Source organism: Pseudoalteromonas sp. KJ63-1 (assembly GCF_055808145.1).
Window position 1 is genome coordinate 485002 of sequence record NZ_JBVVRL010000002.1, and the last position, 14623, is coordinate 499624.

The window sequence follows — 14623 nt, forward strand, 5'->3', positions numbered from 1 at the left end:
AAAGAGGCATGGAATATGATTTCACGTAGAACTAATGATGTTTGGGTAAGTTTAGATTTAATGAATAATGAGTTTAAATCAAATTTAGAGAAAGAAGTTTTTTTAAATGGTTTTTGGATGCTCTAGATAAGACAGAGGTAATTAATAAAAGACGCCATATAGCAATTTGTCCTATTTGTAATGAAAAAAACTTTTTAATAAATGAGGAAAATAAAGTTATATCTAAATATGAGTACAGAATCCCCAATGGAGAAATAAATTTAATTGTAGACTCATCTATTTTACATTTGGTTTCAGTGCATTGCTTAGTGCCTGACTCTTCTGTGATTTCTGCTCTAGAAAACTTGTATTGCAAATTACCGAAAAGCTAATTATTTATTGTGATGTGTGTTAATACGAACCACTTAACACTTCAAGACGTTGCTTCATTTACACTAAAAAACAACCCCAGCAAGCAATTTAAAGAAAAATGGGGTGACGAGTATGTAAGTCGCGCAATGTCATTATGGGGTGGGGTTAAGGAATGTTATTCAAAAAGTGAAGAATGTAACTTCACTGCAAAAGAGCTTTTATTTGCAATGAGCTATGAATATGCAGTTGCTCCTTACAGCTCTGAGAATAATAACGCTATTGAATTTTATAGATGGTGTTTTGAAAATTTAAATAAAAAACAAGGATAGGTAATGAATAAAATAAACACGGATGTAAATTACAAAACAATGGCCGGTAATGCGCGTTTAGTTATGCTAGGCGAATCGAGCCATAATACCGCTGGCTATAAATATGAAGCTATTAAAGCCCTAAAGCAGCTTAAAGGAGCAGGGTTTACTCATTTTGCGATGGAGATGTTGCCACGATCTATGCAAGAAAAAATTGAGTTTTACCAACGTACGGGTAAAGGCTTTAGAGAAATTCAACAATACTTCGATGAAAACTGGGCTTGGGGTTATTTAGTTCCTAAAGCTTATGGTGAGTTAGTAAAAGCTGCTAGAAATATTGGCTTAAAAATTATTGCCTTAGATATTTCGCAAGAAATGATGGAGGTTATGGATAAGGAGTGCTCTTATGATCAATATGTTGGAGGGGACTGTTTGAGCACGCACACTCGTCGTAATAAAATATGGGCTGATAATATAGCGGGTGTTTTAAATCAATCGAAGGCAAATCGTATCGTTGCTTTTATGCATCGATGGCATGCTGTACAGGCTTCAAACTACGAGCCTGGTTTAGATACCCTAATGCCAATTAGGGGAATCAATAGCATTAGATTTATAGATTTTATAGGGGGTATTGCTTGTCTATCTCAAAGGCGTTGTGAAGGCGATTCAACTGAAATAAAAACTCTCAAGCAGCAATATTTTTATCGTGAAGGTTTCCCTTCTAAACATTTAGTTAAAACATTTCAAGTTCATATTCCTGAACAAAGAGTCAATTCTGATGGAACTCTCAAATGGTAAAAAGAATATTTATAGCTTTGTTTGTTCTTAGCACAATCACTGCTCAAGTTCAGGCTAAGTCTTTATCAAAGACTTTATGGCCAGAACTTGATATCAACAATCCTGACTTGTCTAAAAGTACAGTGATGCTTCAATGTCAAAAAAGCTTAATGTACGCGCCTAGACAGCTTGAGAAGTGGTGCGAAAAAGCTTACGACATGGGTGAGTATGAAGCATTACTTTTTATTGGCCATCATACTGGGGACGGTTCCCGTTATGTTAACGAGTTAAAGCGCCGTGTGCTGAAAAATGAAAATTTGGCTATTCGCAGGCTTGCATGGCTTTATGATGGTGGTTTGTTTGTTGAGGAAGATTTAAAGGAAGCCGCACGTTTATATGAGCTTTTTTTAACTCAGGCAGAAGAGCCATATCCAATTCTGTTAAGGTCGATTCATTACGATTTAGCAAAAATCTATACCAAGCTTGAAGATTGGCCAAATGTTATTATTAATGCGCAATATGTGATAGATCAAAAGCTAGACGATGGCTCTGATACTTTAGCTAAAACATTAAAAGAAAATGCCGTAGCAGCAATGAACAATTAAATATCAAATCCAAAAAGGAGCTATAAACGCTAAACTAAAGGCGCTATAGGATTATTATGGAACAACAACACCAACAAACACTAACCAACCTTGTATACGATATTTACGAGGATCCAACCAAAATTGAAGATCATCAAGAGCTTATTCAACCATTATTAAGCGATTTAGTTGCAAGTGCGCCTGCGGGTTTTGAAGGCATGGCGACGATGATCAATACTCATATTTCAAACGGATTTAAGTTTAAAAACCCTAAAATACAAAAGTTTGAGCTTGAGTCGGGCTTATTAAAGCTTAAAACCTACCTTCAAAAAATAAACCTTTAATTAGTTTCGAAATTGCCAATACTCTCGGCGCAGTGTGTTGGCTGTAATCAAGGATGATAAATGACTCTTATAAACACCTGCATTTTAATGCTGTTTTTACAGCCATTATTTGTTTATTTAGCACTTTTTAAACAGTCAAAATACAGCGTTGAGCCCAAAAGCTCGTTAGATAATGAAGATTCAATGTTTTTATTTATCGCCCCTGGCTTATCGGTTTTTTACCTTGATCAGTTTTGGGTCGCGCTGCTTTATTTAGGTAGTGTGTGCTTATTGGGTGTATTGCTGGCTAAAATTGTAGAAAGTAAGGCAAACAAGCGATTGACCAGAGATGATTCAATAGGGTTTATGGTCGCCAGTTTTATCTTTTTTGGAATGATAAAGTTAATTATTGTTGCGGCTGCGTATTTTTTCACCGATGACGCTTCAAGCGCGATAACAGAAGATTTAAGCCCAGCTAAAGAACCCTCATTGACGATTAGCCAAATGTTTAGTGTGGATTATTTATACAGCCAGTTTAAACCAACGGTTTATTTTTTAGCATTAATGGTCGTGACCTTAGTGCTCAAAATTATTGAGTACAAGTTTTCTTTGAAGGAGGCGCTTTCAGGTATACTTATTATGCTAAGTGCTATATTAGTCGGTATTTCCCCATTATTTGGCGAAGCTTATATATTAGGTCTAATTGCTAACTTTTTTATCTTTTTTATAGTGTGTTCTACATGTATTGAAATAGACAAAATAGGGGATGCATCGGGTGGCGCTATTGCTATTTTGTATGGCTATATATTAATGATGGGACTTGGGTTTAGCATTATATGTAAGCTTGTTTATGAGGTGTTTTTTTAGGGAGAGATTTTTGCTTATTTTTTGTTCTAAATGCTTGCAGTGCGCTTTGTACCCAATTAGAATAAATTTTAGTTGAAATGGTAATTTCATTAATGCTGATAATTAAGAGTTTAAAACGTCATTAAATAGCAATACGACACGTATATTTTGAGGCTAACAGTAGGGAGTTGTATATTTTGTTATCACGTTTTAAAGCTTACCTTTTGGTAATCGTATCTATTACTATTATTTTTACTACAACACAGGCTTGTGCAGATATGTTTGGTTTTTTTAATAAGCAGGATTTTGTTTTATCGGCTCCGATGAAGGGGCAGTTGTTAGATAAAGGGCAGCCTGTTGCAAATACTAAGGTTGTACGTGCGCTTACTTATGGTGATGAATATAAAGATGAAGCAATAACCGATGATAATGGTTTTTTTACCTTCACAGAAAAATCTATAAAAACGAGTAAGCCTACTAACATGTTTGATAATGAATCACTGGTTCAGCATGTTTACCTAGAAAATGGCACGCCTGAGGGGGTTGTGCTTTGGTATACAACCGTATCTATGCACGAGGGGAGTGATACCCTAAAAAACTTACTTGCTAACTTAGAGTGTGATATTGCCGAAGAGCCACAAACATACGACATACCTATAGAAGAAGCGCCAGAGCATTTTTTTACCATATATGGTGCATGTAAAATGTAACTTTTAACATAATCATTTAAAGGGAATTTTATGAATACTTTAACTCCGACACAAGCTGTACAGGTTGCTTTGCTTGCTTATAAAGCAAAGAGTATTAAAAGCACTACGTTACTCAATAATTCTTTGCATCCTGCTCTGCGAGGGAGCTTTAACTTTGGGGTTAGCCCTGAAGCAGTGCAAGGAATATCTGGTGGTTTTTTCTCTCATTTATTTGGTTTAAGTACTGGTTTTGGTTTACTAGGGCATGGCCAAGGGCTTTATCAAGGTGATTCAGTCATTACTATTCGTGGTACGGCCTCTCTTAGAGATGGCCTAACAGATGCACACTTTGGGTTAAGCGGTGGCTCTAACGGCAGTATGGTACATGCCGGGTTTAATAAAACCTTTTATAGTATGAAACCTGCACTACAAGAATTTGTAGCAGCTAACATTCGAGACAAAATAACCGGCTGTGTGCATATTGTTGGCCACAGTTTAGGCGGGGCACTGGCTACGCTTTCAGCCGATTGGATAAAAGCAGAGTATTCGTTGCCGGTTAAATTATATACTTTTGGCTCGCCTAGAGTGGGGCTTGATAATTTTTCACGCGCTGCTACATCACGTATTGATAAAATATACCGCTGTACACACGGCGCTGATCCGGTTACAAAAGTGCCTTTATGGCCATTTTCACATGCGCCCTACAATGGCCAAGAAATTCGCCTTGATAACGGCCAGGGCCTTAAAGGCGCAGCTCACAAGTTAAGTGGTACGCCAGGCTATGTTAATACCGCAAACAGTAATGACTGGGGCAATTTAACTGTAAAAGCTAACCACTTTTTAAGCGCACCGGTACGTTTGAAGTTTGAAGACAGAAACCAAGCTTCATTTAGTTCACACTGGGCAGATAAACTGGGCGCTGCGTTAGTCACCTTATTGAAAGATTCGGGCTACTACAGTGCTGTTGCGGCACAAGCAGCCATAGGGACCGGTTTAACTTTTTACGATATGCTCGCGCGAACGCTTGACAAAATAGCCAAAGCGTCAGCCTCATTTGCAACGCAAACTTTAGGTTTACTCGGCCACATGCTAGTGTTTGCTGGCAAAGTTATTAGTAAAGCCGTAGAGCTGACTTACAGCTTTATTAAATCGGTATTTGACTCAACTCTAGGGGCATTATATCGCGCTGCACGAGAAGGCTTAAATGACCTAGATTAAGGTTTTATAAGCCTTAATCTCGCTCTAACAAAATGGCACCACTTTGGGTATCACCTAAGTGGTCGTCTTTGTTATAAATAGGGCACTTACTCATTGATAAACACCCACAGCCAATACAGCCATCAACCCGTTCACGTAAACGTTGCATATAAGCAATACGCTCATCAAGTTTCTTTTGCCATTGTTTTGAAAGTGCAGACCAGTCTTTTTGTGTTGGTGTACGCTGCTCTGGTAACGTTGCCAGAGTTTGTTTAATTTCTTCGAGCGTGATCCCCATCGCTTGTGCTGCTTTTATAACAGCGACTCGCCTTAGTACATCAGGTTTAAAGCGTCGTTGGTTGCCACTGTTTCGCCAGCTGCGTATTAGCCCTTTATTTTCGTAAAAATGCAATGTAGATACTTTTACACCACTGCGTTTAGCAACATAACCCACCGTTAAGTTAGCATCAGAAAGTTTTTTTATCTCATTTGCCATTATTTTTATTCCATTAGTTGACCTCAATAAAAGTTGAGGTTTTAAGCTGCTTACAACATTAAAAAAGGAGTTAACAAAATGCAACAAAAACTTAATCGCAGTACAGTTATTATTTATTCATCGGCCCGTCAAAATGGTAATACAAAATCGCATGTTATGGGCTTTGCTGAGCAAAATGATGTGCGTGTTATTTGTTTAGATGACTATAAAATTGCACCTTATTGTTACAACAAAACGTATAAAAACGATGACTTTTACACCGTGTTTGAGGCACTTTTAAAATACCAACATTGGGTATTTGCATCGCCTGTTTATTGGTATAACACCACGGTACAGCTAAAAGCATTCATAGATAGAATAACCGACTATATGGATGATGAGAGCTTAAAACCAAAACTACGCGCATTACGCGATAAAGACTTTTCTTTATTATCAAATGGTTCATCACCAGAAGCGCCCGAAGTATTCATACAAATGTTTAAACAAACTTTTGGTTATTTAGGCATGCAGTTTTTAAATCACCACCATAAAAATACTCAAAAGGCAGCATAATCAGCTGCCTTTTGGGTTTAGCTTCTGTTACTTTATTAAAAAGTTAACTAACACACAGGCTTAGTATGAAATACTTATTATTATTTTTGCTCATAAGCCCGCTCTCGCAAGCGGGTGAATACCAAATAAACAATTATGGTTATTTTTATAATGTGCCCGAGCATAAATCTGATTTAAGCCAAGCGCAGTTTAAAATTGCCTTTGATGTAGGAGATGGCGCTGAAAAAGGCGCGCAAAATAATCATATTAATTCGCTAGCACGCTTTATTAATATGCATGTTGCCCATGGGGTAAAGCCGGAGAATATCCAACTTGCTCTAGTGGTACACGGTGGCGCCAGTGTTGATGTGCTTGAAAGCAGCGTTTATAAAGCGCGTTTTAACAAAGATAATAAAACCGAATCTTTAATTAAACAGCTACTTGCTAATAACATGCAGGTATATGTTTGCGGGCAGTCGGCAACCCATATGAAAGTGGCGGCTGAGCAACTCATTCCTGGAGTGAAAATGGCGCTTTCAGCAATGACTGCCCACGCCCAGTTACAGCAAAAAGGCTATACGCTGAACCCATTTTAAACATGAATATTCTTTGTTTTGGCGACTCCAATACCTTTGGTACATCACCCGTTGATGAAAAGCGGCTGCCTGCGCATGAACGCTGGCCGGGCATATTGGCAGAGCTGTTGGGTACAGGGCACCTCGTTATTGAAGCTGGGCAGCCTAATCGTACCTTAGTGAATAACCCGCCATTTAGCGGCGATAAATCAGGCGTAAAGTATTTAAAGCCTTACCTTGAGGCGCAGCCGTTGGATGTCATTATCATTGCGCTTGGCACCAATGATTTAAAAGCCCGTTTTGAATTGTCTGCTATCGATATTGGCAGAGCGCTTGAGGAGTTGATTTTAGCCATTAAAGCCTTTTATCACGGTAACGAACAGCCAAAAATAATCATATTGAGCCCGCCCAAGGTTCATGAAGTGGGAAGTTATAAAAGTATTTACGTAGGTGCAGGTATAAAAGCTAAACAATTATCTATTGAATTTAAAGCTGTCTCTGATCGCCAGGCATGTGTGTTTATCGATGGCTTTTCACTTCTTGCTGCTTGTGAAAGTGAGGGGGTTCATTGGCCATCTGAAGAACATAAGCGCCTTGCAAAGCAGCTACTACCCTTAGTTTAAAGTAGTGTGCGAGAGAGTTCTTTATATGATTTGCCAATTTTAACAACAGCCCCAGTAGTTAGTTCAACATTCTCATGATTAACCGCAGTCACTTTGTTTTTATTAATTAAATACGATTTATGAATTTGTATAAATGTATCTGCTAGCTGTTCACTCAGTTGCTTAAGTGTCGCTGTGGCAAGCGTGGTATTCTGCGCTTGATGCAACTTTACATAATTACCGTAAGCTTCAATATACTCAATGGTGTCTAACGCGAATTTTCGTTTTTCTCGGTCTACTTTAAGCGTTATACATTGGGGCTGTTGGTCTAAAGGCTGTGCCGCACGTTGACACACTTTGCTGAGAGCTTGCTCTAGCCTCGGCGCTGAAACGGGTTTGAGCAAGTAGTCTGTAACATTTAAATCAAAGCCAGCTAAAGCATACTCTTGATAGGCACTATTGATAATTACTTGCGGCGGGTTAGCAAGTGCTTTTAATAGCTCAAGGCCTGTTAACTCTGGCATATTAATGTCAAGAAACACTAAATCAATGCCCGGCTTGGCAAGCACACATAAGGCATCTTTAGCGCTATAGTATTGACCTACTATATTTATATTAGAGTGTGCAGTTAAATGATGCAGTAGGACTTGGTGCGCCAATGGCTCGTCATCAACAATAATGGCTCTTATCATTTTTACAGCTCCAAGGTCAGTGTTGTTTGCCACATTGCATCTTGCTTATGGGTTATTAGTGAATGTTTATTAGGGTATAAAAGTTGCAGTCGTTTTTGTAAATTAGCGAGCCCCATCCCATGTTCTTTTTTTACTACTCGAGCGGGTATTGGGTTGGTGCAATAAAGCGTTAAAACATTGTCATTGATTGTTATTTCAATTGATACGTGTGTTTTGTCGCTCGCGGGCTCAACCCCATGTTTTATGGCATTTTCAACAATAATAATCAACAGCAGCGGTGTGATTTTGAGGTCGTCAAAATTGTATGGCCAAACAAGGTTAAACTTACACTTATTCGCACTTCTTATTTTTTGTAATTCAATAAAATTCTTAAGGTAGTCTAGCTCTTTTGCCAGTGGCACGGATGACTTTTGCCCTTCATACACTGTGTAGCGTAGCAAGTCTGCTAAATGCAGCACTAATTGAGGTGCTTGTTCTGATTTTGTCAGCGTAAGTGCATATAAGTTATTTAATGTATTAAATAAAAAATGAGGATTAACTTGTTGTTGGAGTAATTTTAGTTCGGTTTGAGTTTGCTGTTTAGCAACTTCATTTAACTTGCTGTGTTGCTGTTGACGCTCAAACGCCAAAATAATTGGGGTACTTATAACAAGAAAAAGCAGCATAAACTGATAATTGAACTTACTAAAAATATTTTGATCGCCACTTGGTGTGAGGTTAGCAACGCCGTGGGGTAAGTCATTAATGGGTAGCGATAGAACGGCAGCTATCAACAAAGGTGTTAATACCAGCATTACAATAACGCAAACGGCTACAAACAAAAATACGCCGTGAACAGCAAGCAAGTGGCGAATGAGCAAGTATCGGTTAAATAAATATAACCCGTAAACAATTGCAGTATAAACGCCTAGTTGCCAAAAATAAGTGATAAATTGACCAAACTGCGAGACAACTTTACTTGGGTCAAAAATTAAATCAAATGGTTGATTTAATAGTGGGTTTTCATGTGTATTGAGTACCCCAGCCATTAGAAAACACCAGCCCAAAAGAGTGAGTAACACTACATTATCCAATGATATTAATGAACTTAGCCGTTTGCTATTGAGTGAAGGCTGAGTGATAACACGTTGAGATATCAGCCATGTTAGGCTTGCTGCCGTACATAAGGCCCAGCCTTGTGGTGCTAAATAGTGCCAATGAGCAAATTGTGGAAGCAGCACTCCGAGCGCGTATATCAAGATAGGGTAAGCAATAAAACCTAACAGCCAGCTCATTAAGGCCTGCCGTGAAGAATGCTTAAATGCGATTACATGGGCGATTAAAAAAGGCAGGCATACTAAAAAAAGTTGCAGGTTTATTTGTAAGTAAAGCGGTGTTGAGCTGAGCCTTAACGATAGAAAGCGAATATGGGCTTCAAGTAAAATGGCAGCCAATAATGGCATTAAGGCAATGACATATTTTACCTTAATCCGTTGTGATAAAAAGGAAATAACCGCCTGCACATTTCACCTAAATATAATTTTAACTTCGCACTACTTTACCCTTTAAACATTATTAACACATCTTTACGTTGCTAAAAAACCACAAATAATGATGAAAGTAAGGTTTTTAATGATGAGCAGCCAATCGTTACTCTTATCCCTTAGTTATAGGCTTTGATCATTACTTGCTAGCTGATTTGTTAGGTGTTGCTTAATGTGACTATTCGTCAATTAAGGAACGCAATAGATGCTGACACTTACAAATATAAATAAAAAATACCCAGATGGCACGCACGCTTTAAATGATGTGTCGGTTCATTTGCCTGCTGGCATGGTTGGTTTACTTGGACCAAATGGGGCGGGTAAATCAAGTTTAATGCGCACCCTAGCGTGTTTGCAAAGTGTGGATAATGGTCAGGTAAATTTTGATGGCTTAAATGTGCTGCAACACCCCGAACAGATGCGCAAACAGCTGGGCTATTTACCGCAACAATTTGGCGTCTATCCAAATATGAGTTGTATTGCATTACTGGAACATATTGCAACGTTAAAGGGGCTCAATAAAAAATATCGAAAGCAGCAAATAGAGGAGCTTTTGACACTGTTAAATTTATCTTCATTTGCAAACAAAAAGGTAAGCCACTTTTCGGGTGGGATGAAACAACGTTTTGGTATTGCACAAGCGTTGTTAGGCTCTCCTAAACTGATTATTTTAGATGAACCAACCGCAGGGCTTGACCCTGCTGAGCGCGAAAGTCTCAATAATTTATTGGTGACGATTAGTAAACAACGCCTAGTGCTGTTATCTACGCACATTGTAGAAGACATAGAAAATCAGTGTCACTTTGTTGCAATGATTAACCAAGGCCAGCTAATTCAAAGTGGTGAAGTAGCCGCCCTTATCAAGCCATTGCATGGATGTGTATGGCTGCTAGACACATTGCCTAGTGAACTACCGCAAGAGAGTTTGGTGCTAAGTAAAAGTTATCGGTACGGCAAACCTTCATTTCGTGTTTATGCTACAACGACCCCTGCTGAAAGTGCGATCCCCGCAGAAGCGACACTGCAAGATAGCTATTTTTATGAATTGAAAGCAAGAGGGTGTCACGCATGTTATTGATCAATGAACTGCGTTACATCACTCGTCAGCCTCTGCTTTGGTTGTGTTTTTTAGCAGCGCCTTTGTTTGCGTATACATTGTCAGCAGGGTTAGCTGTTGAAGGAAGCGATGCGATAAACCAGTTAAAGCTGCACCTAGTTGCCCTACAAATGATGCAACTAGCTTTACTGACAGGCGCGCTTGCACCGACAATTTTTTTACGTGATCAAATACACAATATGCACGAGCTTGTAGCAGCGACTCCTATTACTTTTAGAAAGCGAGCTTGGTTACGTTTAAGCGCTTTGGTGTTGTGTGTGTTTGCGATTGCGTTTATTAGTATGCTGGTGGTTGTAACACAGTTACTCAGTAACGGGTTTGACTGGCATATTATTAATCTACTGTTTGTTAATAGCCTTTTTATGTTGTTTCCTAATGCGTGTTTGCTCAGTGTCATTGCCCTGTGGTTTTGTCAAAAGTTCAGCAGTGCTTTGGTGAATTATGTGGTATTTGCAGTTTTATGGATTGGCTACTTACTACTTGCAAGTGTTACTGGTAACCCAATACTGGCGGGCAGTAGTATTATCAGTGAAACTAGCTATCAACTGTTTATTTGGTTAGACCCTTTCGCATACACAGCAATTATAGCTAGCTTTAGTGAGCCGCAAGGATGGATTATCGCTTTTAATCGGGTGCTGTTCTTATTACTCACAAGTCTTATTTATTTTAGCGCTTTAGCAAGTAATAAGTTCAACTCGTTTAGTAAGCCAGTAAAAAGTGCAGTGAGCAAGCTACAACCCGTTACAGTAGCAAATGCCTCGTACCGACCTGCGGCTGCACAAAGTCATGGTCTAGCGATATTTATCACATTTTATAAAGTAGCGCTTTTCAATGTGTTAAAGCATCCAATAACATGGATAGTTTTATTAGCTTGGCCATTCATGGTGTTTAATAGCGTAGCCTCTTCTGCTGCTTATGCTGAGCCATTGAGTGTAATCAATGCAACAACCAGTATCGATGCAATTAGTCACTATGCATTTGATATGCAAATACTGTTTGGGTGTTTGCTGATGGTGCTTTGGAGCTGGCAAATCAGTTGCTATGCACGGCGCTTTAATATGGCTGAGCTAATTGCTGCTACGCCTATCAAAACGGCCACTATTTTATATAGTCAATTATTGGTATTGGCTACTTTGGTTATTACTTTTTCAACAATGAGTTTTGTGGGAGTCTCTTTAGCGCAGTGGTTTATTGATAGCCAATATGACGCTTACGACCATGTATATGTTTTGTGTTTAACGTCACTGCCCCTGATGCTAATTGGCTGGGTAACTGTATGTGTATTTAATATTTTTCGCTCAACACTGGTTGCAGGAGCAATCGTTTTTGTGATGCTGTTGCTAAAATTTACACCCGTTATGACTTATTTAGGACTCACACACACATTTTGGAGCCTAGCTTGGACGCCATTGCAGCCGCCGAGTGAGTTTTGGGGTTATCGGGCAAGTATCAGCAGTTATTGGTCTTATATGCAGGTGTGGTTGCTGGCCGGTATAAGTTTTATATTGCTAACGTGTGTATTTAGTCATCGCGGTGCGGGGGTTGATAGGCGTGCGGTTGTGCGAAAAGATGCATGGCTAATAATGCCAGTGTTGCTCTGCGTTGGCTTATTTGTGCAATTACACCTACGTTTAGTTGATGAAAAGCCCCTTACCAATTCACACAAGCGTGAAGCTTTTAAAGCCAATTATGAAAAGAACTTTGTAGATTGGCAGCATAAGTTGCAACCACAAGTTAGCCATATTGATGCAAAAATTGATTTTTATCCGCATCAACAGTTTGCTAAGTTTTATCTGACTTACACCTTAAAAAACCTTCATCCAACGGCTATTAAGCAAATTTTAGTGGGCAGGGCGGGGTTTTATAAATGGGCGAATGTGAAGATTGCTGGTGCGACCCAAATTGCGTTTTACCCTGACTTAAATCAAGCTGTTTATGAGTTTGATATTGCATTAAAACCGCATGAAACACGACAATTAACCACAAAATTTGATATTCATCAAACAACATTGTGGCCTGCTGGTGGGCATCAAATAATTACGCCTGAATTTAGTTATATTCGTGCGGTTCCTGCGTTGCCAACCATTGGCTATCAAGTCAATTATGAGCTAACCGATACACAGTTGCGCGCTCAATATGGTTTGCAACAAAAGGCACGGCCTTTAGCTTCAACATTATTTAATGAACAGCAAAAAAGGCCTAAACACTATGAGCGCATAACGATGTCGAGCAAAATATCAACCGCAGCGGGGCATCAAGTTGTGACGCAGGGAAAACAAATTACGCATCAACGTGAGCAAGGCCGTGAGATATTTGAGTTCAAAACATTAACTGAAATTAATAACTTACCAGCTTGGCTGTCAGTGCCTTTTACTGCTGCAACTAAAAAGCATGATGGTGTTACGTTACAAGTATTTGCAAAAAAACAACAGCTGATTGAGCGTTCAGATGCAATTGCCGTTAATTTTCAAGCGATGATGGACACACTTGATTGGTTTAAAAATAATATTGTTGCTTACAAATCAAAGCAATTGAGCATAATTGCGGCCCCACCTTTTGGGGGCACAGGGTATGCTTTACCACAAATAATATTAGTTGAAGATACCGTCGGCTTTAGGGCTCGGCCAAGCGATAATGCCGGTTTTGATCAGCGTTATCGCCGTGCAGTGCATGAAACTGCACATCAATGGTTTGGCCACGATATTGGCAATAGTGTGCCTGCTGACAGTGCGTTTCTAATTGAATCGATGGCCAAATATATTGAGTTGGTGGTAATAGAAAAACATTACGGAAAGGTCGCTATGAACGCTTTGGTCGATTACGAAACAAAGCGTTACGAGCAAGCATCACGTATGGATATTACCGAAAAAATGGCATTGATTGATTCAACAAAAAGCTATGAGCAATACTCAAAAGGCACTATTGTATTTGCAAAACTAAGGAAAAAAATAGGCGATGAAGCGATAATTAAGGCACTTAACTTAGTATGGGAAAATCATACTCATCCTAATATGCCTGCTACTTCAATGGACTTTATTTTTGCGTTAAAAGAGCAAGTTAATCCACAGCTAAGTAGTTTAATTGATAAGCTGTTCTTAGAGATATGACAATCTTCAAGTCGCCAGCGGCTTGGAGTTGACTCTAAATTGCTTTAACTAAACGTGTTGTACTTCGCATAATGTGATGGCGAGAGGGTGTTGGCCGTTCGACTTAATTGCCTTACAGAGTACTCCACTACGAAGGTATACCAAAAGAGCATTGTGTTTTGTAGTTGATTTAGGTAATGTAATGAAATTGTTTCAGGGATGGTAATTATGTTAAGTAAAAAATTTGCCTTTATTAAAACAACACCTAAATCGTCTTCTCACTCATTTTGCTATACAACGATTATAAGCACTTTAAAAGCGCTTTTTAATGAAATAAAAATGGATGACTCACTCCCTAAAGTCGAGTTACGTCAAACCTTTGAACTTTATCTCGTTGATGGTGCGGATAAGGATTGGCACTCATTAATCCCTGCCGAACTAATCTGTTTAGCTAAGCAACATAAGGTGATTTTATTTAACGTTGATCCAAATGCTGTGTGTGAGAAAAACTTATTATTAAATCACTTCAATGGTGTTTTTTATAGTTCAGATGCTGCAGAGGATATTTTTAAGGCGCTTGTAAGAATAACCGACGGCGAGCTATGGTTTACTCGTAAAGTGATTTCTGATGCATTCAAAGATATATTGAATGCAGCTTCATCTAACAATTTACTGCATGACGACATAGTGCTTAGTAAATCGGATTACGAAAACTTAACCAAACGTGAAAAATCGGTGATTCAATTAATAGCGCAGGGTGCGAGTAACGATAAAATAGCGAACAAACTCAATATTAGTGATCACACAGTGAAAACTCATCTTTATAGTGCGTTTAAAAAGACTCAATCGCGTAATCGTATAGAGCTTGCAAATTGGGCACAGCGCTACATTTCGGTATTACTTCCATTAGATAATTAAATAAAAAG

Annotated in this window: 16 protein-coding genes; 13 read left to right on the forward strand and 3 right to left on the reverse strand. The window is 38.8% G+C overall.

Annotated elements, in window-relative coordinates; all coding sequences use genetic code 11:
* Positions 1-383: 383 nt before the first annotated feature.
* The 7 genes from AC0L7Q_RS18585 (at position 384) to AC0L7Q_RS18615 (ending at position 5096) form a co-directional block, all read left to right on the forward strand.
* Positions 384-680 carry a hypothetical protein gene (locus AC0L7Q_RS18585; RefSeq protein ID WP_413402950.1) on the forward strand — a complete coding sequence of 99 codons (297 nt, stop codon included), beginning with the start codon at positions 384-386 and terminating at the stop codon, positions 678-680.
* Between the two features lie 3 nt (positions 681-683).
* A complete protein-coding gene (locus tag AC0L7Q_RS18590; RefSeq protein WP_413402952.1) occupies positions 684-1457 on the forward strand; it encodes a ChaN family lipoprotein in 774 nt (257 codons plus the stop codon).
* Positions 1451-2041, forward strand: coding sequence for a hypothetical protein (locus tag AC0L7Q_RS18595; RefSeq protein WP_409425679.1), 591 nt, complete (start codon positions 1451-1453; stop codon positions 2039-2041). Before AC0L7Q_RS18590 ends, AC0L7Q_RS18595 begins: the two co-directional genes overlap by 7 nt.
* A 56-nt stretch (positions 2042-2097) precedes the next feature.
* A complete protein-coding gene (locus AC0L7Q_RS18600; protein ID WP_413402954.1) occupies positions 2098-2364 on the forward strand; it encodes a hypothetical protein in 267 nt (88 codons plus the stop codon).
* 60 nt (positions 2365-2424) lie between these two features.
* Positions 2425-3210, forward strand: coding sequence for a hypothetical protein (locus AC0L7Q_RS18605; RefSeq protein ID WP_368485875.1), 786 nt, complete (start codon positions 2425-2427; stop codon positions 3208-3210).
* Positions 3211-3386: 176 nt separating this feature from the next.
* On the forward strand, positions 3387-3899 hold the full coding sequence (locus AC0L7Q_RS18610) for a DUF6795 domain-containing protein (protein ID WP_409425681.1): 513 nt from the start codon (positions 3387-3389) through the stop codon (positions 3897-3899).
* A 30-nt stretch (positions 3900-3929) separates the two neighbouring features.
* Positions 3930-5096 carry a lipase family protein gene (locus AC0L7Q_RS18615; protein WP_413402957.1) on the forward strand — a complete coding sequence of 389 codons (1167 nt, stop codon included), beginning with the start codon at positions 3930-3932 and terminating at the stop codon, positions 5094-5096.
* 13 nt (positions 5097-5109) lie between these two features.
* Here AC0L7Q_RS18615 and soxR read toward each other — a convergent pair whose 3' ends face one another.
* Positions 5110-5571, reverse strand: a complete 462-nt coding sequence (gene soxR / locus AC0L7Q_RS18620; RefSeq protein WP_413402959.1) for a redox-sensitive transcriptional activator SoxR — start codon at positions 5569-5571, stop codon at positions 5110-5112.
* Positions 5572-5649: 78 nt separating this feature from the next.
* Between soxR and AC0L7Q_RS18625 the strand changes: the two genes are divergently transcribed.
* The 3 genes from AC0L7Q_RS18625 to AC0L7Q_RS18635 all read left to right on the forward strand — a co-directional run bounded on the left by AC0L7Q_RS18625 (position 5650) and on the right by AC0L7Q_RS18635 (position 7300).
* Positions 5650-6123 (forward strand): flavodoxin family protein, encoded by a 474-nt coding sequence (locus tag AC0L7Q_RS18625; protein WP_413402961.1) that lies wholly within the window; start codon positions 5650-5652, stop codon positions 6121-6123.
* Between the two features lie 65 nt (positions 6124-6188).
* Positions 6189-6698, forward strand: coding sequence for a DsrE family protein (locus tag AC0L7Q_RS18630; protein ID WP_413402963.1), 510 nt, complete (start codon positions 6189-6191; stop codon positions 6696-6698).
* Positions 6699-6700: 2 nt separating this feature from the next.
* Positions 6701-7300, forward strand: a complete 600-nt coding sequence (locus AC0L7Q_RS18635) for an SGNH/GDSL hydrolase family protein (protein ID WP_409425686.1) — start codon at positions 6701-6703, stop codon at positions 7298-7300.
* On the opposite strand, the gene AC0L7Q_RS18640 is transcribed toward AC0L7Q_RS18635, so the two are convergent.
* Complete coding sequence (locus AC0L7Q_RS18640) at positions 7297-7971, reverse strand: LytR/AlgR family response regulator transcription factor (protein ID WP_409425687.1); 675 nt, start codon at positions 7969-7971, stop codon at positions 7297-7299. The genes AC0L7Q_RS18635 and AC0L7Q_RS18640 overlap by 4 nt on opposite strands.
* A 2-nt stretch (positions 7972-7973) precedes the next feature.
* Positions 7974-9473: a sensor histidine kinase gene (locus AC0L7Q_RS18645; RefSeq protein ID WP_409425688.1), complete on the reverse strand. Its 1500-nt coding sequence runs from the start codon at positions 9471-9473 to the stop codon at positions 7974-7976.
* Between the two features lie 226 nt (positions 9474-9699).
* Between AC0L7Q_RS18645 and AC0L7Q_RS18650 the strand changes: the two genes are divergently transcribed.
* The 3 genes from AC0L7Q_RS18650 (at position 9700) to AC0L7Q_RS18660 (ending at position 14615) form a co-directional block, all read left to right on the forward strand.
* On the forward strand, positions 9700-10572 hold the full coding sequence (locus AC0L7Q_RS18650) for an ABC transporter ATP-binding protein (RefSeq protein ID WP_409425689.1): 873 nt from the start codon (positions 9700-9702) through the stop codon (positions 10570-10572).
* Entirely contained in the window at positions 10563-13718 is a 3156-nt protein-coding gene (locus tag AC0L7Q_RS18655; RefSeq protein WP_409425690.1) for a M1 family aminopeptidase, read from the forward strand. Before AC0L7Q_RS18650 ends, AC0L7Q_RS18655 begins: the two co-directional genes overlap by 10 nt.
* 207 nt (positions 13719-13925) lie before the next feature.
* Positions 13926-14615, forward strand: a complete 690-nt coding sequence (locus AC0L7Q_RS18660; protein WP_409425691.1) for a response regulator transcription factor — start codon at positions 13926-13928, stop codon at positions 14613-14615.
* The last annotated feature ends 8 nt before the right edge of the window (positions 14616-14623 follow it).